The sequence below is a fragment of the Chloroflexota bacterium genome, from assembly GCA_016887485.1.
GTDB lineage: Bacteria > Chloroflexota > Anaerolineae > Anaerolineales > Anaerolineaceae > Brevifilum.
Genome location: CP069394.1, coordinates 1580390 through 1607007, shown reverse-complemented (window position 1 = coordinate 1607007; position 26618 = coordinate 1580390). Strand labels below are relative to the sequence as shown.

The 26618-nt window shown below is 50.3% G+C and carries 34 protein-coding genes; 20 read left to right on the top strand and 14 right to left on the bottom strand.

Annotated features, from left to right (window positions below):
* Positions 1-11 precede the first annotated feature (11 nt).
* From rpsE to murJ, 17 genes are all read left to right on the top strand, one after another.
* Positions 12-533, top strand: a complete 522-nt coding sequence (gene rpsE / locus JR338_07260; GenBank protein QRN82239.1) for a 30S ribosomal protein S5 — start codon at positions 12-14, stop codon at positions 531-533.
* Positions 526-720, top strand: coding sequence for a 50S ribosomal protein L30 (gene rpmD / locus JR338_07255; protein QRN82238.1), 195 nt, complete (start codon positions 526-528; stop codon positions 718-720). Before rpsE ends, rpmD begins: the two co-directional genes overlap by 8 nt.
* 9 nt (positions 721-729) lie before the next feature.
* Positions 730-1185: a 50S ribosomal protein L15 gene (gene rplO, locus JR338_07250; GenBank protein ID QRN82237.1), complete on the top strand. Its 456-nt coding sequence runs from the start codon at positions 730-732 to the stop codon at positions 1183-1185.
* Between the two features lie 34 nt (positions 1186-1219).
* Positions 1220-2554 carry a preprotein translocase subunit SecY gene (gene secY, locus JR338_07245; GenBank protein ID QRN82236.1) on the top strand — a complete coding sequence of 445 codons (1335 nt, stop codon included), beginning with the start codon at positions 1220-1222 and terminating at the stop codon, positions 2552-2554.
* A gap of 29 nt (positions 2555-2583) precedes the next feature.
* Positions 2584-3228, top strand: coding sequence for an adenylate kinase (locus tag JR338_07240; protein QRN84382.1), 645 nt, complete (start codon positions 2584-2586; stop codon positions 3226-3228).
* 4 nt (positions 3229-3232) lie between these two features.
* Complete coding sequence (map, locus tag JR338_07235) at positions 3233-4003, top strand: type I methionyl aminopeptidase (protein QRN84381.1); 771 nt, start codon at positions 3233-3235, stop codon at positions 4001-4003.
* An 86-nt stretch (positions 4004-4089) separates the two neighbouring features.
* Positions 4090-4203, top strand: a complete 114-nt coding sequence (gene rpmJ / locus JR338_07230) for a 50S ribosomal protein L36 (GenBank protein QRN82235.1) — start codon at positions 4090-4092, stop codon at positions 4201-4203.
* Between the two features lie 11 nt (positions 4204-4214).
* Positions 4215-4604: a 30S ribosomal protein S13 gene (gene rpsM / locus JR338_07225; protein QRN82234.1), complete on the top strand. Its 390-nt coding sequence runs from the start codon at positions 4215-4217 to the stop codon at positions 4602-4604.
* Between the two features lie 107 nt (positions 4605-4711).
* Complete coding sequence (gene rpsK, locus JR338_07220) at positions 4712-5116, top strand: 30S ribosomal protein S11 (protein ID QRN82233.1); 405 nt, start codon at positions 4712-4714, stop codon at positions 5114-5116.
* Positions 5117-5137: 21 nt separating this feature from the next.
* On the top strand, positions 5138-5776 hold the full coding sequence (rpsD, locus tag JR338_07215; protein QRN82232.1) for a 30S ribosomal protein S4: 639 nt from the start codon (positions 5138-5140) through the stop codon (positions 5774-5776).
* Positions 5777-5835: 59 nt separating this feature from the next.
* Entirely contained in the window at positions 5836-6795 is a 960-nt protein-coding gene (locus JR338_07210; protein ID QRN84380.1) for a DNA-directed RNA polymerase subunit alpha, read from the top strand.
* 4 nt (positions 6796-6799) lie between these two features.
* Positions 6800-7183, top strand: coding sequence for a 50S ribosomal protein L17 (rplQ, locus tag JR338_07205; protein ID QRN82231.1), 384 nt, complete (start codon positions 6800-6802; stop codon positions 7181-7183).
* A 17-nt stretch (positions 7184-7200) separates the two neighbouring features.
* Complete coding sequence (truA, locus tag JR338_07200; GenBank protein QRN82230.1) at positions 7201-7941, top strand: tRNA pseudouridine(38-40) synthase TruA; 741 nt, start codon at positions 7201-7203, stop codon at positions 7939-7941.
* 69 nt (positions 7942-8010) lie between these two features.
* A complete protein-coding gene (gene rplM, locus JR338_07195) occupies positions 8011-8436 on the top strand; it encodes a 50S ribosomal protein L13 (protein QRN82229.1) in 426 nt (141 codons plus the stop codon).
* 17 nt (positions 8437-8453) lie between these two features.
* Complete coding sequence (gene rpsI, locus JR338_07190) at positions 8454-8849, top strand: 30S ribosomal protein S9 (GenBank protein QRN82228.1); 396 nt, start codon at positions 8454-8456, stop codon at positions 8847-8849.
* Positions 8850-9041: 192 nt separating this feature from the next.
* Positions 9042-10529, top strand: a complete 1488-nt coding sequence (gene mazG, locus JR338_07185) for a nucleoside triphosphate pyrophosphohydrolase (protein ID QRN82227.1) — start codon at positions 9042-9044, stop codon at positions 10527-10529.
* Complete coding sequence (gene murJ, locus JR338_07180) at positions 10529-12136, top strand: murein biosynthesis integral membrane protein MurJ (GenBank protein ID QRN82226.1); 1608 nt, start codon at positions 10529-10531, stop codon at positions 12134-12136. The genes mazG and murJ overlap by 1 nt, the downstream gene beginning before the upstream one ends.
* Positions 12137-12167: 31 nt before the next feature.
* Here murJ and JR338_07175 read toward each other — a convergent pair whose 3' ends face one another.
* The 6 genes from JR338_07175 to xseA form a co-directional block, all read right to left on the bottom strand.
* Positions 12168-12683, bottom strand: coding sequence for a phosphoribosyltransferase (locus tag JR338_07175; GenBank protein QRN82225.1), 516 nt, complete (start codon positions 12681-12683; stop codon positions 12168-12170).
* Positions 12649-13599, bottom strand: a complete 951-nt coding sequence (locus JR338_07170) for a hypothetical protein (protein ID QRN82224.1) — start codon at positions 13597-13599, stop codon at positions 12649-12651. Before JR338_07170 ends, JR338_07175 begins: the two co-directional genes overlap by 35 nt.
* A gap of 402 nt (positions 13600-14001) precedes the next feature.
* Entirely contained in the window at positions 14002-14616 is a 615-nt protein-coding gene (locus tag JR338_07165; protein ID QRN82223.1) for a hypothetical protein, read from the bottom strand.
* Between the two features lie 95 nt (positions 14617-14711).
* Positions 14712-15173 (bottom strand): divergent PAP2 family protein, encoded by a 462-nt coding sequence (locus JR338_07160; protein QRN82222.1) that lies wholly within the window; start codon positions 15171-15173, stop codon positions 14712-14714.
* 6 nt (positions 15174-15179) lie between these two features.
* On the bottom strand, positions 15180-15416 hold the full coding sequence (gene xseB / locus JR338_07155) for an exodeoxyribonuclease VII small subunit (GenBank protein ID QRN82221.1): 237 nt from the start codon (positions 15414-15416) through the stop codon (positions 15180-15182).
* Positions 15416-16651 carry an exodeoxyribonuclease VII large subunit gene (xseA, locus tag JR338_07150; GenBank protein QRN82220.1) on the bottom strand — a complete coding sequence of 412 codons (1236 nt, stop codon included), beginning with the start codon at positions 16649-16651 and terminating at the stop codon, positions 15416-15418. The genes xseB and xseA overlap by 1 nt, the downstream gene beginning before the upstream one ends.
* A gap of 103 nt (positions 16652-16754) precedes the next feature.
* Between xseA and JR338_07145 the strand changes: the two genes are divergently transcribed.
* Positions 16755-17246 (top strand): HIT domain-containing protein, encoded by a 492-nt coding sequence (locus tag JR338_07145; protein ID QRN82219.1) that lies wholly within the window; start codon positions 16755-16757, stop codon positions 17244-17246.
* 71 nt (positions 17247-17317) lie between these two features.
* Here JR338_07145 and JR338_07140 read toward each other — a convergent pair whose 3' ends face one another.
* The gene (locus JR338_07140; protein QRN82218.1) at positions 17318-17821 is read right to left on the bottom strand and encodes a hypothetical protein; all 504 of its coding nucleotides are present in this window, start codon (positions 17819-17821) and stop codon (positions 17318-17320) included.
* A 61-nt stretch (positions 17822-17882) separates the two neighbouring features.
* Positions 17883-18629, bottom strand: coding sequence for a DUF2807 domain-containing protein (locus JR338_07135; GenBank protein ID QRN82217.1), 747 nt, complete (start codon positions 18627-18629; stop codon positions 17883-17885).
* A gap of 140 nt (positions 18630-18769) precedes the next feature.
* Here JR338_07135 and JR338_07130 point away from each other — a divergent pair, with 140 nt between their 5' ends.
* Both JR338_07130 and JR338_07125 read left to right on the top strand, forming a co-directional pair.
* On the top strand, positions 18770-19405 hold the full coding sequence (locus JR338_07130) for a class I SAM-dependent methyltransferase (GenBank protein QRN82216.1): 636 nt from the start codon (positions 18770-18772) through the stop codon (positions 19403-19405).
* Between the two features lie 34 nt (positions 19406-19439).
* Positions 19440-20432 carry a hypothetical protein gene (locus JR338_07125; protein ID QRN82215.1) on the top strand — a complete coding sequence of 331 codons (993 nt, stop codon included), beginning with the start codon at positions 19440-19442 and terminating at the stop codon, positions 20430-20432.
* A 63-nt stretch (positions 20433-20495) separates the two neighbouring features.
* Here the strand turns inward: JR338_07125 and JR338_07120 are convergent, their stop codons facing one another.
* The 6 genes from JR338_07120 to JR338_07095 all read right to left on the bottom strand — a co-directional run bounded on the left by JR338_07120 (position 20496) and on the right by JR338_07095 (position 26605).
* Positions 20496-22175, bottom strand: a complete 1680-nt coding sequence (locus tag JR338_07120) for an AMP-binding protein (GenBank protein ID QRN82214.1) — start codon at positions 22173-22175, stop codon at positions 20496-20498.
* The gene (locus JR338_07115) at positions 22175-22426 is read right to left on the bottom strand and encodes a hypothetical protein (protein QRN82213.1); all 252 of its coding nucleotides are present in this window, start codon (positions 22424-22426) and stop codon (positions 22175-22177) included. Before JR338_07115 ends, JR338_07120 begins: the two co-directional genes overlap by 1 nt.
* Positions 22427-22514: 88 nt before the next feature.
* Positions 22515-23663, bottom strand: a complete 1149-nt coding sequence (locus JR338_07110) for a hypothetical protein (protein QRN82212.1) — start codon at positions 23661-23663, stop codon at positions 22515-22517.
* Positions 23664-23696: 33 nt separating this feature from the next.
* Positions 23697-24644, bottom strand: a complete 948-nt coding sequence (locus JR338_07105) for a hypothetical protein (protein ID QRN82211.1) — start codon at positions 24642-24644, stop codon at positions 23697-23699.
* Entirely contained in the window at positions 24641-26068 is a 1428-nt protein-coding gene (locus tag JR338_07100; GenBank protein QRN82210.1) for a hypothetical protein, read from the bottom strand. Before JR338_07100 ends, JR338_07105 begins: the two co-directional genes overlap by 4 nt.
* 141 nt (positions 26069-26209) lie before the next feature.
* A complete protein-coding gene (locus JR338_07095; GenBank protein ID QRN82209.1) occupies positions 26210-26605 on the bottom strand; it encodes a hypothetical protein in 396 nt (131 codons plus the stop codon).
* Positions 26606-26618: the final 13 nt, after the last annotated feature.

Sequence of the window (26618 nt, the reverse complement as noted above, 5' to 3'; positions counted from 1 at the left end):
AAGAGGCGATTATGACAGACTACCAAGTCGAGAACCAATTTGATGAGCGCGTAATTGATATTGCGCGTGTGGCAAAAGTTGTGAAGGGTGGTCGCCGCTTTTCCTTCCGAGTGACCATGGTGATTGGCGACAATAACGGGCGTGTTGGCCTGGGTATTGGTAAAGCCAACGCTGTTCCGGATGCTATTCGGAAAGCCAGTGAACGTGCTCGCAAGGATATGCGCAAGGTGAACCTCAACGGCACCACTATCTCCCATGAAGTTATTGGGAAACAGAGCGGCGCCAGGGTTCTTCTTCGACCGGCCGCTGCCGGTACCGGCGTTATCGCTGGCGGTGGCGTTCGGGCCGTGTTGGAAGCAGTTGGTGTCCACGATATTCTCACCAAGTCATTGGGCAGCAAGAACATTTTGAATGTTGTCAGGGCGACCTTTGATGCGCTTGACCAGTTGAAATCGGTCAAGGATCAGGCAGCCTATCGCGGAAAACCCATTGAACAGGTGAAACCATATTGGGAGCGCGAAACCAATGGCTAAGAAAAAACAAGCACAATTAACGATTACATTAGTCCGCAGCCCCATTGGCTATCCTCAACGGCAGAAAGATACGTTGAAGGCATTGGGCCTGAAAAGGATCAATCAGACAGTCACCCGAGTTGATAACGACGCTGTGCGCGGCATGGTGAATTCAGTTATCCATCTGGTTACTGTGGATGAAGCATAAGGTGTCATTATGGAATTACATGATCTAAAGCCAAATAAAGGCGCACATAAGGACCGCAAACGTGTTGGTCGTGGCCCCGCAGCGGGACAGGGTAAGACAGCTGGTCGTGGTATGAAAGGCCAGAACTCCCGATCAGGCGGTGGCGTGGCTTCTTACCACCAAGGTGGCAATCTTCCGTTCTTCCGGAAGCTGCCGTTCATGCGTGGTGAAGGTTTCACTGTCCGAAATCGTGTGGAATATGAAGAAGTCAACCTGGAAGCTTTGGCAGATTTTGCCGCAGGTACAGAAGTTACGCCTCAACTGATGGTCGAGAAGGGCCTGGTTAAAAAATTAGGTCTTCCTGTGAAGATCCTCGGTCGGGGTGATGTCTCTGTTGCTCTGAAGGTGAAAGCCAACAAGATTTCCAAAAGCGCTAAGGAAAAGATTGAAAGCGCTGGCGGAAGTGTTGAATTGATCCAGGATTAATGACTGTCCTTGAATAGATAAAGGAGCCTGACAAATGAAACGGTCCGCATGGCGCCACCTTTGGAAATCGCAAGACATTCGTCGGAAGTTGTTGGTCACCCTGCTTTTACTGGTGATCTACCGACTGGCGTCCAATATCCCAGTTCCCGGCATTGATAAGAACCTGGTGGCACAACTGACCCAAACAGGTGGGGCAGCCGGTGGTTTGATTAACATGCTGGATATGCTCTCCGGTGGGGCAGTTTCCACCTTCTCAATCCTGGCAATGGGTGTTTATCCCTACATTACCGCCCAGATTATCCTTCAGCTCCTCGTTCCGATCATTCCTGCTCTCGAACGCAAAATGCAGGACGATCCCCGTGAGGGTCGGGCTTGGATGGAGCGCTGGACTATCATTCTGACTGTTCCTATGGCTGCTTTATCAGCTATTGGTCAGATCAACATTTTCTCCGCAATGCTCGGAACGTCGGTGATGACAGGCTTTGGGTTTACAGGGGCAAGCCTGATCCCCACACTGGCAACGATCCTTTCCATGATGGCAGGGACGATGTTCGGTGTCTGGTTGGGTGAATTGATCTCCGAATATGGTATTCGGGGACAGGGCCTTTCTCTGATCATTTTCTCCGGTATTGTCGCAAAGATCCCGGATCATATGGTCGCACTGCTAAGCAACAGCACCTATTGGTGGCTGATCTTCATCGTGATCGCACTGCTGATTGTGACCATCTTCGCTGTTGTCCATGTGCAGCAGGGCCGCCGGTACGTTCCGGTTATGTTCCCTGGCCGTCGAGTGGGCAGCCGCATGTCCATGCCTGTCAAGAGCAGCGTGCCCTTGATGGTGAACATGGCCGGTATGATCCCGATCATCTTCGCGCAATCACTGTTGACTTTCCCGACCATTTTGGCCAGCTTCTTTAATAATGCCAATGCCGAGTGGTTAAAGAAATTCGCAGCCTGGATTAACAACACTCTCAGTGGTGAAGGCGCAGTTTACCCGATCTTGTTCTTCCTGATGGTTGTTGGTTTCACCTTCTTCTATACCGATGTGCTTTTCACCCAGCAGAATTACGGTGATAACCTCAAGAAGCAAGGCGCCCAGATCCCTGGCGTTGCCCGGGGTGCTGCGACCCAACGTTATTTGAGCAAGGTTCAGCGCCGGATCACCTTCCCAGGTGCTTTGTTCCTAGGTGTGGTTGCTGCTCTGCCGTACATCCTCGGTCTTTTCTTGCCTTCGGATCTTTCTTCAACGAACATTTTCCTCGTTTCTTCATCGGGACTGTTGATTGTTGTAGGTGTTGTTCGTGACACCTTCCAGATCATTGAAACCGACCTGAAGATGCACGGGTATGATGACCGTCTGATTAGCTGAGAAGGTAATCGAGGCAATTGATGACACCGATGTATATTGTGATGCTGGGGCCTCCGGGAGCTGGTAAAGGCACCCAGGCCAAGAAACTTGCTGAGGCGCTAAACCTCGTGCATGTTTCCACCGGGGACCTCTTTCGGGAGAACCTTAAGAAGGAAACCCCGTTGGGCCAACTGGCACAGCAATATATGAACAAAGGGGAGCTTGTCCCCGATGACGTAACGGTGGCAATGGTTGAAGAACGGTTTGCCCGACCGGATTGTGAGAAGGGCGCGGTTTTGGATGGTTTCCCCCGGACACCTGCCCAGGCGGAAGCACTCGAAAACTTATTAGGAAAATCTAACAGTGACGTCAATGTTGTACCCTTCATCAAGGTTCCAGATGATGTCCTGGTTGAGAGATTGAGCGGGCGTTGGATGAGCCCCTCAGGACGTGTCTATCACGAGAAATACAATCCACCGGTAGTGAAGTGGATTGACGATATTGATGGCTCGCAACTTTACCAGCGCGAAGATGATCGCCCAGCAACAGTGCGTCATCGTATCGAAGTCTATAACGAACAAACTGCACCTTTAATAAACTATTACCGAGATAAAGGACTGCTTGCGGAAATTGACGGCACCCAGCCCATCGATGATGTTTTCGATGCAATTATGAAATCAGTAAAGGAAGCATAAAGTGATTTCCTGGGAACGTTCGATCAATATCAAGACCCCTTATGAGGTCAAGATCATGCGTGAAGCAGGCCGGATCAATGCGGAAGCACTGGCGGCTGCGATTGATTTGGTGAAACCTGGTGTGACCACGGGCGAACTGAACGAAGCTTTTGAAGCTGTTCAAAAGAAGTACGGTGTGACTTCGCCCTTCAAACATTATCCAGGCCCTTATCCTTACCCAACGAGCATTTGTACCAGTGTCAATGACGAATTGGTGCATGGCATCCCGAGTAAGCGGGTGCTCAATGAAGGCGATATCGTCAGCATTGACTGCGGCACCATTTATGAAGGTTTCGTTGGTGATATGGCACGAACCATCGCTGTGGGACATGTCAGTAAGTCCACTACACATTTGATGGAAGTGACCGATAAGGCTTTGGAGATCGCCATTTCGAACATGGTCCCCGGCAACACAATTGGTGACATCGGCTATGCGGTGCAGACCTATGTTGAAGAACAAGGCTTTTACATCACCAAGACCTACACCGGTCATGGGGTGGGCCGCAAAATGCACGAAGGTCCCCAGGTGCCGAATTATGGTCGACCTGGCCGTGGGATGAAACTGCGGGAAGGCATGACCATTGCCCTGGAGCCAATGGTGTTGGTCGGTACGCCGGAAACGATCGTCAAAGACGATGAGTGGACAGTGGCTTCGGCCGATGGCTCACTGACGGCACATTATGAAAATACGGTAGCTATTACCGCCGATGGACCGCTGGTCCTGACAGCGTTGTAGAAAAGTTAGACTAGACGAAAAATAGCTCAGCAAGTATAATCATTACTTTGCTGAAATTCGTAGCAAAATGATTAAGGAGTTTGAAAGTGAAAGTATCAGCATCGATCAAGAAACGCTGCGCTAAATGTAAGATTGTAAAACGACAGGGTCGTTTGTATGTGATTTGTGAAAACCCGAAGCATAAACAGCGACAAGGATAAGGATTTATACTATGGCACGTATTGAAGGCGTTGACCTCCCACGTGATAAACGTGTAGAGATTGGTCTGAGGTATATTTACGGGATTGGCCCAACACGGGCAAATGAAATTATTGAAGCCACCGGTGTGGATCCGGATCTTCGCGTCAAGGACCTGACAGATGCTGATGTTTCTAAAATGCGCGAATACATTTCCGGTAACTTTTCGGTAGAAGGCGATTTGCGCCGCCAGGTGCAAATGAACATCAAACGCTTGATTGAAATTGGCACATATCGCGGCCTGCGTCATCGCCGTGGTCTGCCGGTTCATGGGCAGCGCACAAAAACGAACGCCCGGACTCGTAAGGGTCCCAAGAAGACGGTTGCCGGTCGCGGCCGCCGCCGGGGTGTTGGTAAGAAATAATCGGAAAAAGTCGTCCGTTCGAGATGTCCGTCTGGGGTTCTCCTTCCTTTCTGCCCCGCGGCAAGACAGCATTTCGATTGGGTGAGGATATAAATTAGTGAGGTACAATGGCAACTAAAGCAACACGATCGCGGCGAGGTACAAGCTCGCGCAAAGTCAAGCGCCAGATGTCTTCAGCTCAGGTGCATGTTTTTGCTACATTCAACAATACCATCGTGACCGTTACCGATCAACAGGGTAACACGGTTTGTTGGGGAAGCGCCGGATCAGCCGGTTTCAAAGGCTCCCGGAAAAGCACACCCTTTGCTGCTCGTTTGGCAACTGAACAAGTGATGAAGACTGCACAATCCTTTGGGATCCAGGAAGTTGATATTATTGTGAAAGGCCCTGGCCCAGGTCGTGAGTCTGCTATCCGCGCCGTGCAAGGTATGGGCATCACGGTTAAGTCCATTTCGGACATTACGCCAGTTCCGCATAATGGCTGCCGACCGCCCAAGCGACGCCGCGTCTAAGTAGGATAAGAGAGGAATTCAATGGCAAGATATACTGGTCCGGCGTGTAAACTCTGCCGGCGTGAAGGTGAGAAATTATTCTTAAAGGGTGAGCGATGCTTTACCCCTAAATGCGCGATGGAAAAACGTGCCTATCCCCCAGGAGAACACGGACGTTATGGTGGACGCGGCAGCAATCGTCAATCCGACTATTCCCTGCAGCTCCGTGCCAAGCAGAAAACCAAGCGCATTTACGGCGTTTACGAACGCCAATTCCGTCGCTATTTTGGTGATGCTCAAAAACGCACAGGTCTGACAGGTTTGAACCTGCTTCAGATCCTCGAATCCCGCCTGGACAATGTCGTTTATCGGTTGGGTTTCGCTGAAAGCCGCAGCCAGGCTCGCCAATTGGTGAATCATAGTCATTTCTTGTTGAATGGTCGCCGCAACGATATTGCCTCTACCATCCTTAAGGCCGGCGATACCATCACCGTACGGACACAATCCAAGCAGAACGAATACTTCAAGGCCCTCAAGGCGAGTGATGAAACACGAACACCTCCCGCTTGGGTTGAACAGGATGTAAACAACCTGTCTGGCCGGGTTTTACGTTTGCCCGAACGTGCTGAAATTGATGGTAATCTGAACGAACAGTTGATCGTTGAGTACTACTCACGATAAACCTGTTCAATGGTAGTGCAAAAGGATGCACTGGTAAGGGGTATGACGTGACTGGAACTATGAGTATGGTAAAACCGAAAGTCGAACGGGTTGCAGAAGCTCGAAATTATGGAAAATTTGCAATCAGCCCGCTGGAGCGCGGATTTGGCACTACAGTAGGTAACGCCTTACGCCGTGTCCTGCTTTCCTCGCTGGAAGGCGCTGCTATCACATCCATTCATATAACGGATGTGCTGCACGAGTTCAGTGATATTGAAGGTGTCCGGGAAGATGTAATCCAGGTGATCCTCCAGCTGAAGCAGCTGCGCATGATCCTCTTTGATGTGGATATGGCGCACATTCATCTGGAAGTCAGCGGTGAGGGTACCGTTACTGCGGCTGACATTATTTGTCCGCCCGAAGTGGAAATCGTGAACCCTGACCTGTACCTGTTTACCGTGGATAGCAAGAAAGCCAGCCTTGAAATTGACATGACTGTGGAACGCGGCCGTGGGTATTCCCCAGCCAGTGAACGCAGTGACCGCCTTCCGATCGGCGAATTGCCGGTGGATGCGATCTTCACACCTGTCAAGAAGGTCAATTGGACCGTTGGCTTAGCTCGTGTTGGTCAGAGCACGGATTATGACCGATTGATTTTGGAAATCTGGACCGATGGGACTATTTCCCCCGAACAGTCCATGAGCGATTCCTCCAAGGTCCTGATCGATCACCTGCGCTTCATCGCTGGGATCAGTGAAGAAATGCTCTCGGTCCCGATTGAGCAAGCTGAACCGGTAGGAACGATCAACAGCGAGGCTGCTGAAATGCCGATTGAGAACCTCGACCTAACTGTCCGGGTCTTCAATTCCCTCAAGCGCACTGGGATCACCACTGTGGGTGATGTCCTGGAACTGCTGGATAAAGGCGAAGAAGCAATCCTTTCGATCCGCAACTTCGGTGAGAAGAGTCTGACCGAGTTGAAGGAAAAGATGGCTGAAAAGGGCTTCCTGGACGAGGAAGAAGAAATAACGGAGAGTTAATATAATGCGACATAAGATAAAAGGTTACCGGCTGAATCGCTCTACCGGCCATCGCACAGCGATGCGCCGCACGATGATCCGGCAACTTCTGGAAAATGAACGGATCAAGACCACGCTGCCGAAGGCAAAATCCATTCAGGCAGATGCTGAAAAATTGATCACCCTGGCCCGTAATAACCAGGATGTGGATGAAATCAAGATCATGAATGCCCGCCGCTTAGCTGTTGCCAAACTCGGTACCGGCAGCCGTGATGTTGTTCAGAAATTATTCAATGACATTGCCCCTCGATACGCCAACCGCAGTGGCGGTTACACCCGCATTCTCAAACTGGGCCCCCGCCGCAGTGATGGGGCTGAAATGGCGTTGATCGAACTGATCGAAGAGTAGTCCTCCCGGAACCCCGGATGGACCCTGTACTTTACAAAGGTATTCTTTCATACAACGGCACTGAATTTGCTGGTTTCCAACGGCAGAAGGATACTCGGACGGTTCAATCTGAGCTTGAAGAGGCCCTTCGCCAATTAGGCTGGAGCGAGAGAAGCATTGCTGGCGCAGGCCGCACGGATGCAGGCGTGCATGCCAGAGGTCAGGTTGTGAGTTTTAGGCTGAGCTGGGATCACTCTGAGAGTGACCTGGTGAGAGCACTGAACTACTATCTGCCTCAGGATATGGCGATCACCTCGGTGGAGGTGGCTGAGGATGATTTTCACCCTCGGTACAGAGCAACCTGGCGCCGCTACCGTTACCATGTCATCTGCCAACCGGTTCGTGACCCAATCAGGGAAAAATTCGCCTGGCGGGTTTGGCCGGAGGTTGACCTGGATCGGATGAACCATGCAGCTAAGGACTTGATTGGTTCGCATGATTTCGCAGCCTTTGGAAGTCCGACAAGTGACTCAGGCGTGACGGTGAGAGAGGTTTTTTCGGCAGTTTGGCGACAAATGGATGACGAATATCAATTCGACATTACCGCCAATGCCTTCCTCTATCACATGGTTCGCCGGACCACAATGGCTTTGGTCACGATTGGACAAGGCGAGGCTCCGCTTAGCTTGATCGCTGACGGCCTGAATTCCGGAAAATTGCCGATGAACGGACTGGCACCTGCGCATGGCCTTGTATTGGAAGAAGTAAGTTATACCTGATGAAATATCGGATTTCATCTCTCGGGCGAAAGCCGGTGAGTGGATCTTTGAATGATGGAGAGTTAGACTGTGAATAAAACATTTGTACCAAAGGGACAAGTTGAGCGAGAATGGTTGTTGATTGACGCCGAGGGTAAAAACCTTGGGCGCTTGGCGACAAAGATTGCCCAATTACTGATTGGTAAGCATAAACCGAATTACACCCCCGGCGCTATGACTGGCGCAAATGTGGTTGTGATCAATGCTGAAAAAGTTGATTTCTTCCCGACTCGGCTTGACAGCAAGAAGTATTATCACCACTCCGGTTATCCGGGTGGGATCAAAGAGATCACCCTGCGTGACCAGTTGGCCAAATTCCCCGAACGGGTGATTGAAAAGGCCGTTTGGGGCATGGTCCCAAAGACCAAACTTGGCCGCCGGATTTATAAGAACCTGCATGTTTATGCCGGAAGTGAACATCCACATCAGGCACAACAGCCAGCGTTAGTTGAGTAAGAGGAGTACCTGTATTTATGGATAACCGATATTATGAAGGTGTTGGTCGTCGTAAAGAAAGCTCTGCCCGTGTACGTTTGATGGCAGGCTCCGGCGATTTCACCGTTAATGGTAAAACCTTGGAAGGTTTCTTCACCCGTCAAGGTGATGCACCTGCAATCCTCAAAGCATTTGACCTGACCGATCAGAGCCAGAAAAACTATGACGTGATCGTGAAAGTTGAAGGCGGTGGTGTGACAGGTCAACGTGACGCCGTCAAACTTGGCCTCGCCCGTGCGTTGGTCAAAATGGATGAAGACCTCCGGTCAGCCCTGCGTCATGGCGGTTTCCTGACCCGCGACCCCCGTGTCAAGGAACGGAAAAAACCAGGCCTCAAACGGGCCCGCAAGGCACCTACCTACACCAAACGCTAGAGCTTTATTCCTCTGCGAAGCTATCGCTTACAGGGAACTTCACTGCAAACTTATTTAGCCTTTTGGCTCAAACCGTTTGCAGTGGCCTGAGCAGATGTTAGGTATGTTCTTGTTCACAGGCTAATATTGTTGGAAAATAATAGAGACGTTATTGCAACGTCTCTATTTGTTAATTGAGTAATAGGATTTGGAATGACTGAAAAAGAAACGCCTCTGCCTGATTCCGGTATCACCCTGATGGGGCTTGGCCCGGGCGATATCGCAAGCCTTACCCGGGAAGCCTGGGATTGGATTTTATCCATAGATACACTTTATATGCGTACGATGACGCATCCGGTTGTTGATGCCCTGCCGAATGGGCTGGAGTTGATTGGATTGGATGACCTATTGGACCTGGAAGGGGATCAGGATGAAGCTGTATCAACTGTGGTGGAGACGATCCTGAATTTGGGTTTGCAGCCCGGCGGCGTGACCTATGCCGTCCCTGGGCATCCACTGGTGGGAGAAGCCACCTGCCAGGCGATCCTGCGCCGTGCAAAGCATGAGGATATCCCCTGCCGGGTGATTGATGGATTGAGCTTTTTAGAGCCGACATTTCATGCCCTGGGGATTGATCCCTTTGGCGGCCTGAGTCTGGCGGATGGATTGACCTTATCCAGGCTCCACACCCCCGATTTTTCACCTGCTAACTCCGTACTAATTACCCAGATCTCCTCAGAGAAGGTTGCTAAGCGCATTAAACAAGTGCTTCTGAATACCTACCCGGCTGAACACCCCGTACGGTTGGTTCATGCCGCCGGGACGGATCAACAGGTGCTGGAAAATCTGCCTTTGGAGAAGATTGACCAATCCTCCTACCTGTGCGCCCTCAGTTCACTCTTCATTCCGCCTCTTTCGGCAACCTCATCCTTTGAATCCTTCATGGAAGTTATCGCCCGGCTGCGTGCTCCGGATGGCTGCCCCTGGGATCGGGCACAAACGCATATCACGCTGCGGCCCTTCCTGATTGAGGAGGCATATGAAGCGCTGGACGCCTTGGATAAGGAAAATATGGCGGACCTGGCGGAAGAATTGGGTGACCTGCTGCTCCAGATTGGCTTACATGCACAAATCGGTGTTGAAGAAGGTGAATTCACCATTAACCAGGTGATTGAGGGCATAAGTAATAAACTGATCCGGCGTCACCCGCATGTCTTTGCTGCGGTCGATATGGAAGATGTCTCTGGCGTGATCCAAAATTGGGAAGCTATCAAAGCTGATGAACGCCGTGAGAATGGCGACAATGGCAAGAAGGGCCTGCTGGATGGCGTACCAAGGGCCTTACCGGCATTATTGCAGGCTGAGGAAATTGTGGAGCGGGTTGGGAGGGTGAAATTTGATCATCTGGCAGCTCTGGGCCATGAGGATGTCATTCGTACGATGGGGGCGGAAGCCCTTGAAACGGATGACGCCCAATTGCCTGAGAAACTCGGTGAACTTCTGTTTGCCATCACCAGTTTTGCGCATCAAAAGGACATTGACGCAGAAGCAGCGTTGCGGGTGGCGATTAACCGTTTCCGCAGGCAATTTGATACAATGGAAGCTGAAGTCCTGGCTGCCGGAGATAATCTGGTCGATCTCTCTGATGAAGAGAAGCGCCAGCTCTGGACCAATGCCGCCGATCAAGCTAAAGAGGATTAATGACTCAAGCCGAAAGCACGACGCCCTCCGCTAATCAACAGATTGCCCGCGCTGCCGGGACGGTGATGGTGGCTTTCATCATCAGCAACCTGGTGGGGGTGATCCGGGGGATTGTGATCACCAATGCCTTTGGAACGTCTGTGGAGATGGACTCGTTCAATGCGGCTAACCGGATTGCTGAATTACTCTTCAATCTGGTGGCTGGCGGTGCGTTGGGTTCGGCTTTTATCCCGACTTTTACCGGATTTCTGACCAAGGATGACCGCCCCGGTGCCTGGAAATTGGCTTCGGGTGTGATCAACCTGGTCTTTTTGGCCTTGATCTTGATCTCTGTCCTGGCCTGGATTTTTGCGCCCCAAATTGTGCGGGACGGCTTGTATTTATTAGTGCCGGATGCCAATGTGGGCCAGGAAGCGTTGACGATTTCTCTGTTGCGAACGATGCTGCCCTCGGTGGTCATCTTTGGTATCAGCGGCTTGATCATGGGTATTCTCAATGCCCATCAAGTATTTCTGATCCCGGCGATTGCACCTTCGATGTATTCACTGGGTATGATCCTGGGTACCTGGTTATTGCCGCATGAGTGGGGCATCCAGCGGCTGGCTATTGGCGTGGTCGGTGGGGCTTTATTGCACTTGCTGGTGCAGATCCCGAAGCTGCTGACCCTCAAAGACCGGGCCTATCACTTCTTCCTTGGCTTGCATGATAAAGTTGTCATGGAAGTGTTCAAGTTGATGGGACCGCGGCTGTTGGGTGTGGCAGTGGTCCAGCTCAACTTCATTGTGAACACGGTTATTGCATTGGGCCAGCCGGCAGGCAGTGTCAGCGCCATCGCCTTGGCCTTTACTTTGATGTTAATGCCTGAGATGGCAGTGGCCCAGTCCGCAGCTATTGCTTCGTTGCCGACATTTTCAGCACAGGTGGCACGCGGCGAGGTGGAAGAAATGCGCACGTCACTGGCCTCCACACTGCGGGCCGTGCTGCTGCTGGCGATCCCGGCTTCTGTGGGATTGATCCTACTGCGATATCCCCTGATCCGAGTCTTGTATGAGCGGGGTGAATTCACCGCTCACTCTACTGATCTGGTCACCTGGGCGCTGCTTTGGTATTCTGCCGGCCTGGTGGGGCACGCCCTGGTGGAGATCCTCAGTCGGGCGTTTTATGCCATGCATGACACTCGCACGCCGGTCACGGTGGGCGTAGTGGCGATGGGATTGAATATTGGCTTGAGCCTGGCTTTCGCGAACCTGTTTGTCCGCTGGGGCTGGCTGCCGCATGGGGGACTGGCTCTGGCCAATTCTCTGGCAACGGGATTGGAAAGTATTGCTCTGATCCTGCTCATGCGTAAGCGGTTGAATGGCCTGGGTGGGAGTTACATCTGGAAGGGTGTCGCTGTCTCAGCCCTGGGTACCGGGTTGATGGGGGCGGTGGTGCTGGGCTGGGAAGCGCTGATGGCTGGCCGCTCGAACCTGGTCATCCTGTTTGGCGCGTTGGCAGTGGGCGTGGCGGTCTATGGCGGGCTGATGTGGGCGCTGAAGATGCCTGAGTTGATGGGGATGGTCCGGGTACTGGTGGGGAAGATAAAACGAATAAATAAATACGAATAACAATTACTGATACCCCCATTAGGGCGACACGCTAATTCAATAAATCAGATAACCGATAAAAATAAAAATAACGGTTATCTTTGTTGATTTTTTTGAATGCTGGGGTGTAATTTTTCTTATTCATTGTGTCATTAAACACAATGCTAAAATAATCAGAATTTACTTGATAATTCTTGTCGTTCCAAATTTCAAAATTAGTAAATGTAGCTCCTCTGTTCACAATAGAATCGACTACAAGTATTTTTATATTTGAATTTAATGGGATATTGTCTTTTATTATTCGACCATATTCTTCCGAATTTTCACTAATAATGAATGGCTTGTGGAACATATTATGCAAAATTGTAACTATAGGAATTCCCGAACAAGCAATGCCACAGAGTAAATCGTATTGTTGAAGAAATAAGTTAAGTTCTTTTGCTTTTTGATGGATGGTTTGTTCGATTAAATTTGGGTGTAAATATAATTTCCAAAACTCCAGGTAAGTATATCCATTATTTTTTATGGTGTAATTATTCTGAATAACTATTTGGGCCAATTCTTCCATCAATAAATTCTCCAGATCGAAAATCCTTTGGGGTAAAGTTTGGTAAGATGTATTCCGAAAGAGATTCATCCGTATAGGACTTTTGTATTTCTGTCCATATTCTAGCCAAAAATAGATATTCTTTCCTAATATCACCTATTGCCCATGCTGAAAACCAATTTTCAACTAAGTATGAGATATATGCAACCTCATCTGTTGCTCTCGTTTCAAAGAAGGTTTTAGATTGAATTAAATTATAAAAACTTAATAAATGTGAATCCTGATAAGTTGTTATATATTCTTTTAGCGTAATAAGAAATTTTGTAAGTCTATTTCCTGTTTGATATACATTCCTTGAAATCAGAAAATCAAAGTTTTGTGAAAATTCAACAGCCAATTCCCTTTTCATGTTTACACTTAGCTTATTACTGGTAGTATTAGGCAATTTTCCATTATCGATTAGAAATACCGTATCTAAAAGGCTGTTATAAAAATCCTTAAAGTTTTCTTTCTTTAGACTATTAATTAGAGTTGAAAATTGTGAATAAAAAATTAGTGGTTCGGGAGGTTCATTATGGAACTCACCAATAGTGTATTTTTTATTTATGGGCTGTGATATAAATCGAAAATACTTTGAAGAAAAACGCTCTATTATAAGATTACTGTTTTGATATTTGTCAACTAAGGACTGAAATGAGGATGCTATCCTTTGGAGCAATTCACAATATTCGCCATCCAACTGATATTCGGTTCCGCTGTCAATTTTTTTTATTTTCTGTAAATATTCGGAGATCTCAGAAATTATGGGATTAGTAGATAAAGATAGCTTTTCTCCTTTATTTCCCTGTGTTCCTCGTAGAACTATTAAAAATATTATAAGGGAAACAAATGTTAAAAATATAGTTAATGGTAAGTGATTTTCAAAAAAAGTTATCATGTTTTTTACTTTACTATTTGCGCATTAAATTCTTAGCATATCCATCTGAACAAATGTGGTAAATGAAGTAGACAAGAATCCAAACGATAAAAATGGAGGGAATTAATAAAATCATTTCAAAAGGCAATTTTGATTGATTGTAGAATACTGTATCAAAACTATATATTGTCATCGTTGCAAAGAATAACAAAATTATAAAAGGAATTAGTCTCCAAAGATTATATTTACTTGGTCTTTCTTCAAATAGTATTGATAAAAATATAGCAAGAAATGAAAATATAGTTATTACTATAAGTGAAAAGACAAGATTAAAATCGGTAAAATTTGATCTTTTAATATAATATCCGACACAAATACTAGTGAGGATATAAAACATTTTGTTTGCGTGTTCCATAAGTTGAATTAACCCTCTTTAGTTAAAATTAGAAGTTCTTCCCCTGATAAAATTGATAAGGTTGGAACATCATCGATAATGGATTGGGTAGAACTTAGATGGTTATCAACATCTGTGAACATAAACAGGCCACCAACATGTCCACCTAAATTAATTATTGTGTTTTTTGTTCTAACAATTGAAGATCCTCTAACGGTCCCATCAATAAATAATAAGAAAGTAATCTCAGCTAGATCTTGAGAATCATCTAAATTTCTTGAAATGTTAGGATAAATGTTGAATTCGCCAGGAGTATCTTCTTTTATTACATAATTATCCCAATTGAATTTTTGGCTAATGAAAGGCATTATTGGTATTGGGCCTAATGTCCCCAACAATGTGGTAATACAAATTATGGCATTACATTGATCAACTATTTGAGAATTAATTTCAATTAAATCGCAAGTAATTTTAGATAATTTTGTTATAACCTCTGGTTTTTTCCAAAAGCGATCATGATAAAGAATAGGGACTCTTTTACCATCACGGGTTAATGTAAAGCGTGCAGGTCGAATTACGTTAGTCCTTTTACATAAATCAACAAACTCTTTTTTATAATTTTGAGGGACCTCTATTTTGCTCATTACCCCGCCCATATTAATTCTTTTAATAAATTATATTTGTTTTTATTCAATATGTCAAACTAATGAAAGTTTTGGTAGAAGAATATTGAAAGATATTACGGCCAGATCTGCCAAGCGGCGATACTGATCAAGAGGCCTAGAATGATGCCGCCCAGGGCTTCCATAGGGGAATGACCGAGGACTTCTTTTAATTCCTGATATTCTTCCAAGGGTTTGGCTTTGCCTTGAATAAACTCATCGATGATGCGGTTGATCTGTTGGGCGTGGAAGCCGGCCTGACGGCGGATGTTCGTGGCGTCATAGATCACCACGGCGGCCAGGGCGATTGCCAGACCGAAAGCGGGGGTATCAAAGCCCATATAGTGCCCCACACCCGCTGCTGCGGCTGTGACCATCGCGGAATGGGAACTGGGCATACCGCCTGTGCTGAGCATCAGGGACCAATCCCACTTTTTCGTTCGCAGATATTCCAGGGGGAGTTTGAGGATCTGCGCCAGGAAGGAGGCAACCAGGCTGCTGATCAGGACGGGGTTTCTAATGACATCAATTAAGGGCATGGTTAATTATCCTTCAGAAGGCGCTTGAGAGGCGGCGTCCTGAGAAAGTTGACGGAGTTTAATTTCGGCTGTTTCCAGCAGTTCTGCACAGTGCCGGGCCAGCAGCTGGCCGCGTTCATAGACTTCCAGGGCTTTTTCGAGGGGCAATTCTTCGCCTTCCAGCAGGGTGACATTCTCCTGCAGGGCGGTGAAAGCGGCTTCAAAATCCATTTTCTGGATCTCTGTTTGTACTTTATCTGGCATCAGGAACCTCCTGGGTTAATCTTTGAAATCCGAGCGGACAGGCTTCCCTGGCTAACCCGGACGTGTAGGTTTTCATCAACAGCCACCTGGCTGGTGTCTTTCACAACTTGCCCATCCTCTTCGCGGGTGACGATCGCATAACCTCGTTTCAGTACGGCCATCGGGCTCAGGCTGTGCAGGGACTGGGTCAGGTGCGCCAGGGTGAGCTTACTATGCTCGAAGTTGGCCTGGATGGATCGCTCCAGTCGCAATTGTACTTCATCCAGGCGCTGGCGGTAATTATCCACCCGGTAATGGGGGGAGTGGCGCTCGAGGTTGTTGGTCCATTGTGCGACCTCCCAGCCCAGAACAACGAGGGATTCTCGCAGCCGTGTTCTATGACGATTTTCCAATTCAGCAATGATGCCCAGCAATTCCATCCGGTCCGGCGTAGCGAGTTCAGCGGCGGCAGTTGGGGTGGGCGCCCGGCGGTCAGCGGCAAAGTCGGTTAGGGTGAAGTCGGTCTCATGGCCCACACCGGAGATGATGGGCGCTTCCGAGGCAGCCACAGCCCGGGCAACAGCCTCGTCGTTGAAGGCCCAGAGGTCTTCAATTGAGCCACCGCCGCGCCCAATCAGGATCACATCAGGTGCCACTTCCCGATTGAGGCGTTCCAGCGCAGCTACGATCCCTGCCGGGGCGTCAATGCCCTGCACAGGGGTAGGTGAGAGAACCACCTCGGCCACGGGATAGCGCCGGGTGATCGTGTTGAGCATATCCTGGAGGGCCGCGCCGGTGGGTGAAGTCACAATGCCGATCACCTTTGGCAGCCAGGGAGTTTGTCTCTTGAGTTCTTCCTCAAAAAGGCCTTCAGCTTCCAGTTTGGCTTTAAGTCTAAGAAATTCCTGGAAGAGTGCGCCTTCCCCAGCCGGCGTCATCGTATCCACATAGAGCTGGACCTGACCGCTGGTTTCATAAATCCCCATGCTGCCATGCGCCTGGACTGCCATGCCTTCTCTGGGGGCAAAATTCATCCGCTGGGCAGCGTTCCGCCACATGACGCAGCGGATTGCAGCGTCGCCATCCTTGAGGGTGAAATAAAGGTGGCCGGATGACGGCTGGGCAAAATTGGAGATCTCACCCTCCACCCAGACATCCTGCAGGATGGGATCATCCTCCAGTAACTGGCGCAAATAAGTGGTCAGTTGACTGACTTTGAGAACGTTCTTGGGTTGAAATAGCGAAAATTGTTCCATAATTGGTCGCTTGATAATGCGCGAATGCTTAAGTATAACAACAAATCCGTCAAGATGATTATCTGATACAATTATCCAATATCAAAATAAGGATGACTCAATAGTGGATCTAATCTGGACACCCTGGCGTATGAAATATATTCAAGAACATCACGACTATCCCGGTTGTGTCTTTTGCCTGGCGGCTGAGGAGCCGGATGGCGTGGATAACCTTATTTTCCATCGCGGAGAGCATGTTTTCATGATCCTCAACCGCTTCCCTTATACGAGCGGGCATGTGATGTGCGTGCCCTATGCCCATGTGGACCGACTGCATGCCCTTTCGCAGGCTGCCAGGGCCGAGATGATGGAAATGACCAACAAGGCCGTTGATGTCCTACAAATAGTTTATAAGCCCCAAGGATTCAATGTGGGTTTGAACCTAGGCGAGATGGCTGGGGCTGGTGTTGCGGACCATTTGCATATGCACGTTGTTCCTCGTTGGGGCGGCGACACGAATTTCATGTCTACGGTGGGTGAGACCCGGGTATTGCCTGAATCACTGACTGAGACTTATGAACGGGTGAAGACGGCCTGGGATAATTTTGAATCCTGATTGGAATAGACCTGTTAAAATAAAAGAGACGCTGTCATCAGCGTCTCTTTTTGTATAGATAGAAAGGTGGGTTAGATCTGTTCTTTTTTCTTGAGCAGAGCTTTGACCAGGGAGACGAGGCCAAGGAGGATCAACAGGATCGGCCAGTAGGTCATCACATAGGATTGCAGACCGAACTGAGTGCCGAAGGCAAAGAACAGCACAGCGCTGATAATGATGAGGGTCAAAGCCGCATTGGTCGTATCTTTGAAGTTCTTATCAATCAGCCCCTTCAGCAGAATGCCAATACCCACAAAGCCGGGGATCAGTGCCCAGATATAGGCCCAGGAGTCCCAGTTTTGGGTAAGTTCCTGATAATAGAAGATTCCGCCCAAGCCGGAAAGGATCGAACCTGGGATGGCGAGGCCGCCGGTGCCGGAAATCAGAGCCCAAAGCAGGAACATGACGCCCAGACCTATGAGGATGAAGGGCCAGCTCCAGAAGCTGAAGATTTCGGGGTAGAGTTCACCAGCCAGGAAGAGACCACCCAACAAAATCATGATGATCCCAGTAAAAATACCTGATTTCTTTTTCATTTTGATTCCTTTTAATTAATCCTGCTGGAAAACTTTCCAGCAGGTGATGAACAAAAATTAATTATTTACTGCCAAGATGAGTGATGTTTGCCGCGCCATTGATATTTTGGATGATAGCAGGTTCTCCGAAATAATTCAATGTGCCGCCGCCATTAAAAGTGACTTCAAGGCTGTCCGTGACCCAAACGGTGGCAATACCCAGCCCATTTGATGTGAGGACAGTCTGCGAGGTCTTGAGATCGCCATTTTGGATGGTGCCGGCGCCATCTATACCGAGTATCTGGGAATTGACCTCACCACTGATATTGACATTGCCGGTGCCATTGATCTGGATGATCAGTGAGTCCGCCGTCAGGTCTGTGATGTGAGCTTGTGCAGCGCCATTGACAGTAATGCTCAGGGTGTCGGTGTCCAGCAGGTTCATATCCATGTCGCCCGCGCCATTGAAGGTGATGGCATTTAAGTCCGTGACGACCAAAGAATAAGTGATGGTTTCGGTAGGAAGCAGGGATTTCTGCCAGAAATGGTCCTGGAAGCCGAGAACCAGTGTGCCCCCTTCAACGGTGGATTTCAAATAGGGGAGGATGTTGTCCTCAGCCTCAATCTGCAGTGCGACAGTGTCACCCTGGGTGATCACCAGTTGGCCCGCGCCATCCAATTGGATCGCATTGAAATTGTTAATGCTACGGGTCTCGGTTGTCAGCGTGCCAGAGCCCTTGACGACCCTAATAATGGGAAACGAGCAGGCCATCAGGGTTGCGCTCAAAAGTAGCAGGGCGCTGATAAGGAATATCTTCTTGGTTTTCATTGATTATGCCTTTCTTTAAATATCTTTCAGTATATATATTATACGAGAAAGGCCCTGATAAGTTGCAAGCCTGGGTTTTTCAGGGTTTTACTAGTTTTTTGGGCAAGGGATTACAATTAGGGGTGAATAGAAAGGAAAATATGCCAGACAACAACGGTAGAGAAGCCTTATTCAATCATTGGTCTCAAACCTATCAGGATGATGTCAGCGATGGAGAATTTCCTTTTATCGGTTACGAACAGACCCTTGATTGTTTAATTCAGGCTGCTGAGCTTCAGCCAATCCATAAAGTGTTGGATCTTGGGATCGGCACGGGCGCTTTGGGTGTCAGGCTGTCTATTCCTCCAGGTCAATTGTGGGGTGTGGATTTTTCGGCTGCCATGTTGGACAAGGCGGCTGAAGTTCTCCCTGAGGCACATTTACTCCAACTGGACTTGCTGTCAGATGAGTGGCCCGAGGAGATTCACCAGCCTTTTAATCGGATCATCTCCGGGTATACCTTTCATGAGTTCACCGATGAGCAAAAGCTGGCGGTCCTCAAGAGTCTGGTCGCGGATCATTTGGCCGATGATGGGGTTGTACTAATTGCAGATATTTCATTTCAGACCCAGGCGGCATTTCGAGTGGGTTTCCAACGTTTTGCCAATCAATGGGATGATTCAGAATTCTATTGGTGCGCAGAGACGATGATCCCGCAAATGGAGGTGTTAGGCCTGAAGGTTCAGTATACGCAGACCTCGGATTGTGCTGGGATCTACAAGATCCAAAAGAGCTGATCGATCTGTGGGCTGACAAGTGAAAGGATTGACCGTGGGATTAGGCAACCGACTTCACCCGGAAAGATATCATGGTTTTACAGCAAATCCGCCCTTCTTTGAAGGCTGGTATTTCAAGCTGGTCAGCCGGGATGGCAGTCACCGATTGGCAATTATCCCAGGTATATATCTGAGCGAGGATCGTGAGAAGCGGCATGCTTTTATTCAGGTCTTTGATTCGGAATCGGAGGCTGGTGCTTATCTTCGGTTTCCATATGAGGATTTCAAGGCTTCACCGGATAGCTTTGAAATATTGATTGGGGAAAATTTCTTCTCTGCTGGTGAAATCAATCTGGATATTGATGAGCATAATATATCTCTCCACGGAACGCTGAATTTCAGTGGGTTGACCCCCTGGCCCGTACGTTTGACATCGGTTGGCGCAATGGGGTGGTTTGCCTGGGTGCCATTCATGGAGTGCTATCATGGTGTGGTCAGCCTGGATCATGAGATCTCTGGCTCTCTCAGGCTTAACAGGCAAGAGATTGATTTTAGCGGCGGCAGGGGCTTCATCGAGAAGGATTGGGGCCGTCAATTCCCTTCGGCCTGGATATGGGGACAAAGTAATCACTTTGACCGGCCCGGGATCAGCCTGATGTTGTCCGTGGCGGTGATTCCCTGGCTGGGACGGTCTTTTGGCGGGTTCATCGTTGGGTTCTATTTTGAAGGCCAACTTCACCGGTTCACGACCTATAATGGCGGAAAAATTGAAGAATTGGTCGTCGAGGATAACTGGGTGCGGTTGACCTTCCGCAATCGGACCCATCGCCTGAAAGTGGAAGCTCGGCAGAATGCGGGAGGGCTTTTACAGGCGCCCACGACTGTGGCGATGGAGCGGCGGATTCTGGAAAGTCTGAATGCCTGTTTCAGAGTTAAATTTGAGGACCTGGATGGTCAGGTGCTTTATCAAAGCATCGGTGAAAATGCAGGGTTGGAAGTGGTTGGCGATCAGGAAGCCCTGATCCAACGGGTGTTTCCTCACCGCTAGGTTGATTAAACTTTAAATAGACAAGGCACCATAACGGTGCCTTGTGTTTTTTGGAGTTTGATCTTAGATAACCTTGAAACCGGTTTCTTCGAGGAATTTATCCCGGTTTGCCAAACGGGCAGTCTTGCCGGAACTGGTCTTGACGATCCAGCCATCTTCCACCAGGTGCACATGGCGCAGCGCAACCGCTGAATCCTGGGTGATGGTCTGGCGGATGTCATTAGCGATCCGCTGCTTTTCTTCCTCCTCAGCGGTATCCACTTCCGCCACCAGAACTACCTGTTCGGTGCCCATCTTCTGTGAGAAGATACCAAAGGCCACGGCCCGGCCGGGGTGCACGCCGGGAATGGTATAGGCGATCCGCTCAAGGTCTTGGGGGTAGATGTTCTTGCCGCCCACGATAATCAGGTCCTTTTTGCGACCGGAAATATACACTTCGCCATCTGCCATATAGCCATAGTCACCGGTCAGGTACCAGCCATCAATGAAGGCTTGTTCGGTGGCGTCATGTCGGTGATAATATTCCGTCAGCATACAGTCTGAGAGTAGTGCGATCTCACCAATGTGCCGCTCCGGCAGGGCATTACCATCCGCATCCACTATTTTCACCTGGGTGTTGGGGATGGGCTTGCCGGCGGAGACCATGTCAATGGAGGGCTGGCCTTCAATAGCCGGCCTGGCGATTCGTTCGGTCTGAACAGCATCTCGATCCACGGGGTCAATCCGGACGGGGCTGTCCACGCCGCCCTGTGTGACGGCAAAGGTGTTTTCCGCCATAGCGTAACTGGTGCCAAGCGCGCTTTCTTTGAAGCCATAGGGTTTGAAGGCTTCCAGGAAAAGCTGCTGGCTGTCATTGCGCATCGGCTCAGAGCAATTCGTCACCAGCCGCCAGGAGCTGAGGTCAACCCCTTCCATGTGACGGGGGCGGATCTTGGTGGCGCAGAAGTTATAGGCAAAGTTCGGCAGCCAGACCAGGGTGCCCTTGTATTGGCTGACAGCCTGCATCAGCCTATAGGGTGCCCGGACCCAGTCGAAGGGGGACATCAATACCAGCGGCAGGCCGTAGAGGATCGGCATCAGGAAGCCGGCGATCAGGCCCATGTCGTGATAGAGGGGCAGCCAGCTGACCAATACATCCGATTTTGGATCAATATGAAGCACATCAGCATAAGCGCTGACCTGGTTCAGAACTGCCTGGTGCGAAAGAGCGACGCCCTTTTGCAGGCCGGTAGTGCCGGAGGAATGCTGGAGCAGCACGATGTCTTTAGGTTTTCGGCGGGAGAGGTCAAAGACTGGCTCTTCACCTTCACCGAGTTGTTCCGCCACCATCACCGTGCGGACCGAATCCTCTTCCTTGAGAGCGGCGCGCACTTCCATTTCAAATTCTGCATAGGTGAAAATTGCGGCGGGTTTGGTCACTTCGATCAATGAGGCAAGGTCCCGGCGGTATTTTTCCGGTTGGAGCTTTTCCGTCAGATAGGGCATGATCGAAGGGATCGCCCCATGCAGGATGGTGCCGAAATAGGTGCGGATCAGGTCATGACCATGTTGGAAGATCAGCAGCACCACCTCACCGGGCTGAATGCCTTCAGCTTCCAGCTTGCGCTGGGCGCTGACCGCACTCGTGACCAGCTGGCGCACGGTGATCTGTCGGTCTTCCTCACCGGCATGCTGCAATGTGAGGGCGATCTCATCCGGTCGATTTTCGTAATGGTTTTTTAAAATGTGGTGAAACGTCTGCATTAAGCGTCCTGGCGTTCGATGATCAGGTCGGCTAATTGGTTGAGGGTGTCAAAGGTGTCCGCGTTCAACTCGGTGTCATCAATATGGACATTGAAATTGTCCTCAACGAACAAGGCCACATCCACCAGGCTGAAGGAATCGATCAGGCCGCTGGAGATCAGGGCTTCGTCGGCATCAATCTGGCGGTCCGGTTGCTGCAAGACTTCGTCGCGCAGGTAACTATCCACTTTGGCAATAATTTCATCTTTCATGTTCAGTTTAGTCTCCTCTTTGAGAAATTTCAGCCGTCCGAGGTTGATTTATTGACGGCAACCTGTGTATTTTACCACCAGGGTATACCTAGGGGGCAATTAGTTGTTCCAGAGCGGGTTTTAAGGCTTCGTATAAGGTTTGGGAGCCTGCGGGGGTCAGGTGAACAGCGGAATTGGTGAATTCAGCTTCGGGAACAACATCCCAAAGGTCAATGTAGGTCCAATCCGCATCTGCAGAGAGGCCGGTCATCAGTTCGCGGTACTGGTCATAGGCCCAGCGGGGATAGAAGAAGTTATAGTGGATATCACTGTTGGCCCCTGTGCTGACCAGGATCGGTTCATTGACAATCAGAACAGGCACATCCCCGGCCAGGATTGTCCCGGCTGAGAGTGCGCTTGTCAGTAGTTGATCTACGGGTAGGGTACTTGCATCCCAACCGGCAAAGTTTGTGTCACCGGCTTCGAAATCGCGCTGAGCGGGGGTGTAGTTGCTGGGATAGGTCTGGTCGATTCCGGTGGCAGCCCACATCATGCCGTAGAACTGCAATTGGAGGGCGTCAAAAATCGTACGCCGGCGGCCGATGAGAGTCTGGTCCCAATAAGTGGATTGGGTGAAGGCTGCCAGGTTATCCTGCAGCGGGAGGTCGAATCTGTCAATCAGGGGGATCACCCGTTGGGGGTTATTGGCAACCAGGGGCGTCTCAATCTGAATTTGGTTAGGGAAGGATTGAAGCGTGACCGGCCATAGGATCAGGTCCGGGCCATAGGCCAGCACTTTTTCAAGGATCATCAGGTCCTTGGCGAGGGACATGGAAGGATAAGCCAGGTTATAGGCCCTGACCGTCCGGCCATCGCTGGTGGTGAGGCCATCCGCATTAATCAGCCCGCTGAGGGTGTCCTGTGGCTCCAGCAGGGTGCCCCAGGTGGCGCTGTCACCGATCAGGATGATGCGGAACTCGTCACTGGGTTTATCACCCGCGTTGATCTCATGGGAGGCGAACATCGCTTCCAGGTCATAGAGGCTGAGGTTATAGGCTTCGGTGGGGTTCTCGCCAAAGGGCAGCCGGACCCTGCCGGGCCAAACCAGGTTATAGAGCGAGAGCTTGCCCCAGTTATTGCCTACAGGGATCAATCCAATTGTGAAATTGATAATAATGAAGAGCAGCAGGCCTTTGATCAGCACATTGCGGATGAATTTGCCTGTGGATTTTTTATCAGTAGTTGTGTCTTCTGTCATTTGTTTTATTTCTCTCATCGATCATCGGGGGGATTATTCGGCCGCTGCCAGCTGCTGGCGGATGCTGTCAAGCAGTTCCAGCGCAGAGAGGTTGCGGATATCCCAGGCCCGGTAATTGAGGTAGACATCTTCCCGATCTTTATCCAGGCCGCCATTAGGCAGGTCCTGCACGGTTGCCCAGAAATTCCAGAGGGGTAGATGCCGGTCATAAGCCACCTGTGCCATGGCCAGGTTGCGGCTGTAATCGCCTTCGGTGTTGTCCGCTTTGGTGGAGAGCACCGGCAAAACGCCTTGTTCCAGCAGGATATCAACGATCTGGTTCAGATAAGCGATGTAATCTTCCTGTGAGGTGGATGGTGTCCAGTTGGTTCCCAGGCTGATCAAGGCTAGAGAGGGATTGGACAGACGGACTTCACAGGCAACTGGGGTTTCAGTGGTTTCGCAGAGTTCAGAATTCGCTCTGGCCCACATTGGGTTCAGGGCACTGGCAACCGTCATACCATTTTCAACGGTGATGCTGCGGTGCACGAAGGAACCAGCGTACCACTCGATGGTGTCTTCCAAATATTCCTCACCCTCTGGTAGGGTGTAACGATTTTCGTCATAGAGGCTGAGGAAATAGGTGGGCGAGCTTTGGCAGTCGCCGATCACCGAGAACACGTGAGCATCACGGCCCATTTCCTGACCCAGGCTGTAAACCTCATAAACATAAGACTCCAGCTCAGGGATTACCGGCCATTCCTGCCAGTCATCAGGTTTGAGGCGGGTGTCCGGCGTGGGGGTGGGGACTTGGGTTTCGGTGGGGGTGGGCTGCAAGGTGCCCGTAGGGGTAAGCGTGGGCTGCAGGGTGGCGGTTGCTGTGGCGGCGGGTGATTCGCTGGCGGTCGGTGCTGTTTGAGGGACGCAGCCAGCGATCAACGCGGATGCCAGCAGAATGGCGGCCAGGGTGGGTAGTTGGGAGGAAAGAGTCAGCTTTTTCATGCGATTCCAAACAGCTTTCCGAAGGTTTGAAGTGCCAGGCTCGTTGAGGGCAGGGCAAACCAGATCCAACCCAGGCTGACAAAGACGAAATTAAAGGCAACGCCGCTCACATAGAAGACTTTGCCCAGCGCGGGCTTCTTCTCAACCAGAGCTGCGACCTTCGGGCTGGCAAAGCTGCTCCAGCGATTATGGATGAACAGGCCCAGGCCATGCCAAAGGCCCCAAATGATGAAATTGGGGGTGATTCCGTGCCAGAGGCCGATCACCAGCATGGTGCTGATCTGTGTTATGAAAATGATCAATGGGGTAGGGAGTTTCTTGTTCCTGCGCAGCTTGCGGGTGATGGGGTTGAAGAAATAGCCTCGGAACCATTGCGTGAGGGTCATGTGCCAATTATTCCAAAACAGGGTCAGGTTGGGCTCTCGATAGGGGTGATTGAAGTTTTCTGGCAGGGCGAAGCCCAACAAATGTCCCATACCGATAGCAATATCGGTGTAACCCGCAAAGTCGAAATAGAGCTGGAAGGAATAAGCCGCCAGCATCAGCCAAAGCCAGCCGGTGGAATTCGTCTGGGTGACGTTGGTCGCGGTGATCGCCACCAGTGCCAGCGAGTCGGCCAGGATGAATTTGCGGAAGAGACCGGTTGCCAGTCGCTTGCCGCTGGTCTTCAGTTCACCGGCGTTCAGGGGCTGCGGGGCGTCGAGGTCCTTGCGGAATCGCTGCAGTTTATCCAAGGGGCCAGCCATGAAGGACGGGAAGAAGATCGTATAGATTAGCACTTCGTCCAGACCCATTTCTTTGAGTCGCCCGTTCATCCGGTCAATCAGGGTGTGGATCAGGCGGAAGGCCACATAAGAAAAGCCCAGCCAGCCAAGGTCGGTTGAGAGGGCCAGGTTGGGGTCCTGCGACATCAGGCCGCGCAGGGCGGCACTTGTGCGGGCTGCCAGGGTGGGGTTCTTGAGCAGAACGAAGAACACCAGGATCAGCAGCACACCGACTGTCAGTGCAGGACGGGCCGGCTTGAGGAAGCGAGTGAGTACCAGCGTCAGCACGGCAATGATCGCCAGGGCGATTGCCACTGAGAGGAACTGGGGCGGTCGGGAAGCCGTCAGAATGCCTTTCAGGCTGACGAAACGCAGCAGGCCCAGCAGCAAGACGGTCCCCAATGTGAGGACCGCCGCCAACCAGTTTTGTTTGATTTTGAATTGTTCCTTCTCAGCCGTCAGGCCCCAGACTGCTATAACCAGGCCGAGGGTGGCGGTTGGAAACCAGAAATCCATCTGGCGGATGGGGAGGCTGGGCTGCAGCCAGTAGATCGCGATGACCGAACTGACCAGCAGCGCCCAGCGCCGCAGCTTTCCCGGAAAGAGAAGCCTGAGCGCGAGGGCAGCAGCGATGAGGATCAGGATATTGAGTAACGACATTTAAAATCCCTGATAGATCCAGAGCGGAGAACGGTCAGCGCTGAAGATCACCAGGATGACGATCAGCAGGCAGAGCAACAACGCCCAGAGGTTTTCTTTAGTTAGCAGATGGTCTTTTAGCCAGCGCAACGATTACCTTTTCTACTCGTAACCGCAGAGGCGCCAATCGCCATTTTCGTTGACGAGGGTATAGGTGCGGCCGCTGAGGGAGAATTCCCGGGCTTCGCCATTATAGGTCGCTGAGATGGCTCCTTCACAGGTCACCTTGGCGGTGTCGCCATCTTCGCTGACGGTTTGGCAGGTGGCGTCAACAAGTTCGGTTTCCACGCTGACGAAGCTATCGAGCTCCAGAAGCGCTTGAGATTCCCAATCGGCACAGGCATAGCTGATCAGTTCTTCCTGATTTTTATCCACCAGGGCCTGCTGATAGAGCAGAACCGTTTGGGCGGGGGCATCCTGGCCGCCGGCGCAGGCGGAAAGGGCCATACTGAGCAGGGCAATGACACCGATGAGATAGAACCATTTATTGTTTTTCATATTGTCGTCCTCC

Bases quoted from the DNA above. Each gene is read 5' to 3' on its own strand.
- rpsE (QRN82239.1), top strand. From the start codon at position 12: ATGACAGACTACCAAGTCGAGAACCAATTTGATGAGCGCGTAATTGAT.
- rpmD (QRN82238.1), top strand. From the start codon at position 526: ATGGCTAAGAAAAAACAAGCACAATTAACGATTACATTAGTCCGCAGC.
- rplO (QRN82237.1), top strand. From the start codon at position 730: ATGGAATTACATGATCTAAAGCCAAATAAAGGCGCACATAAGGACCGC.
- secY (QRN82236.1), top strand. From the start codon at position 1,220: ATGAAACGGTCCGCATGGCGCCACCTTTGGAAATCGCAAGACATTCGT.
- JR338_07240 (QRN84382.1), top strand. From the start codon at position 2,584: ATGTATATTGTGATGCTGGGGCCTCCGGGAGCTGGTAAAGGCACCCAG.
- rpsM (QRN82234.1), top strand. From the start codon at position 4,215: ATGGCACGTATTGAAGGCGTTGACCTCCCACGTGATAAACGTGTAGAG.
- rpsK (QRN82233.1), top strand. From the start codon at position 4,712: ATGGCAACTAAAGCAACACGATCGCGGCGAGGTACAAGCTCGCGCAAA.
- rpsD (QRN82232.1), top strand. From the start codon at position 5,138: ATGGCAAGATATACTGGTCCGGCGTGTAAACTCTGCCGGCGTGAAGGT.
- JR338_07210 (QRN84380.1), top strand. From the start codon at position 5,836: ATGAGTATGGTAAAACCGAAAGTCGAACGGGTTGCAGAAGCTCGAAAT.
- rplQ (QRN82231.1), top strand. From the start codon at position 6,800: ATGCGACATAAGATAAAAGGTTACCGGCTGAATCGCTCTACCGGCCAT.
- truA (QRN82230.1), top strand. From the start codon at position 7,201: ATGGACCCTGTACTTTACAAAGGTATTCTTTCATACAACGGCACTGAA.
- rpsI (QRN82228.1), top strand. From the start codon at position 8,454: ATGGATAACCGATATTATGAAGGTGTTGGTCGTCGTAAAGAAAGCTCT.
- mazG (QRN82227.1), top strand. From the start codon at position 9,042: ATGACTGAAAAAGAAACGCCTCTGCCTGATTCCGGTATCACCCTGATG.
- murJ (QRN82226.1), top strand. From the start codon at position 10,529: ATGACTCAAGCCGAAAGCACGACGCCCTCCGCTAATCAACAGATTGCC.
- JR338_07175 (QRN82225.1), bottom strand. From the start codon at position 12,683: ATGGAAGAATTGGCCCAAATAGTTATTCAGAATAATTACACCATAAAA.
- JR338_07170 (QRN82224.1), bottom strand. From the start codon at position 13,599: ATGATAACTTTTTTTGAAAATCACTTACCATTAACTATATTTTTAACA.
- JR338_07165 (QRN82223.1), bottom strand. From the start codon at position 14,616: ATGAGCAAAATAGAGGTCCCTCAAAATTATAAAAAAGAGTTTGTTGAT.
- JR338_07160 (QRN82222.1), bottom strand. From the start codon at position 15,173: ATGCCCTTAATTGATGTCATTAGAAACCCCGTCCTGATCAGCAGCCTG.
- xseB (QRN82221.1), bottom strand. From the start codon at position 15,416: ATGCCAGATAAAGTACAAACAGAGATCCAGAAAATGGATTTTGAAGCC.
- xseA (QRN82220.1), bottom strand. From the start codon at position 16,651: ATGGAACAATTTTCGCTATTTCAACCCAAGAACGTTCTCAAAGTCAGT.
- JR338_07140 (QRN82218.1), bottom strand. From the start codon at position 17,821: ATGAAAAAGAAATCAGGTATTTTTACTGGGATCATCATGATTTTGTTG.
- JR338_07135 (QRN82217.1), bottom strand. From the start codon at position 18,629: ATGAAAACCAAGAAGATATTCCTTATCAGCGCCCTGCTACTTTTGAGC.
- JR338_07130 (QRN82216.1), top strand. From the start codon at position 18,770: ATGCCAGACAACAACGGTAGAGAAGCCTTATTCAATCATTGGTCTCAA.
- JR338_07120 (QRN82214.1), bottom strand. From the start codon at position 22,175: ATGCAGACGTTTCACCACATTTTAAAAAACCATTACGAAAATCGACCG.
- JR338_07115 (QRN82213.1), bottom strand. From the start codon at position 22,426: ATGAAAGATGAAATTATTGCCAAAGTGGATAGTTACCTGCGCGACGAA.
- JR338_07110 (QRN82212.1), bottom strand. From the start codon at position 23,663: ATGACAGAAGACACAACTACTGATAAAAAATCCACAGGCAAATTCATC.
- JR338_07105 (QRN82211.1), bottom strand. From the start codon at position 24,644: ATGAAAAAGCTGACTCTTTCCTCCCAACTACCCACCCTGGCCGCCATT.
- JR338_07100 (QRN82210.1), bottom strand. From the start codon at position 26,068: ATGTCGTTACTCAATATCCTGATCCTCATCGCTGCTGCCCTCGCGCTC.
- JR338_07095 (QRN82209.1), bottom strand. From the start codon at position 26,605: ATGAAAAACAATAAATGGTTCTATCTCATCGGTGTCATTGCCCTGCTC.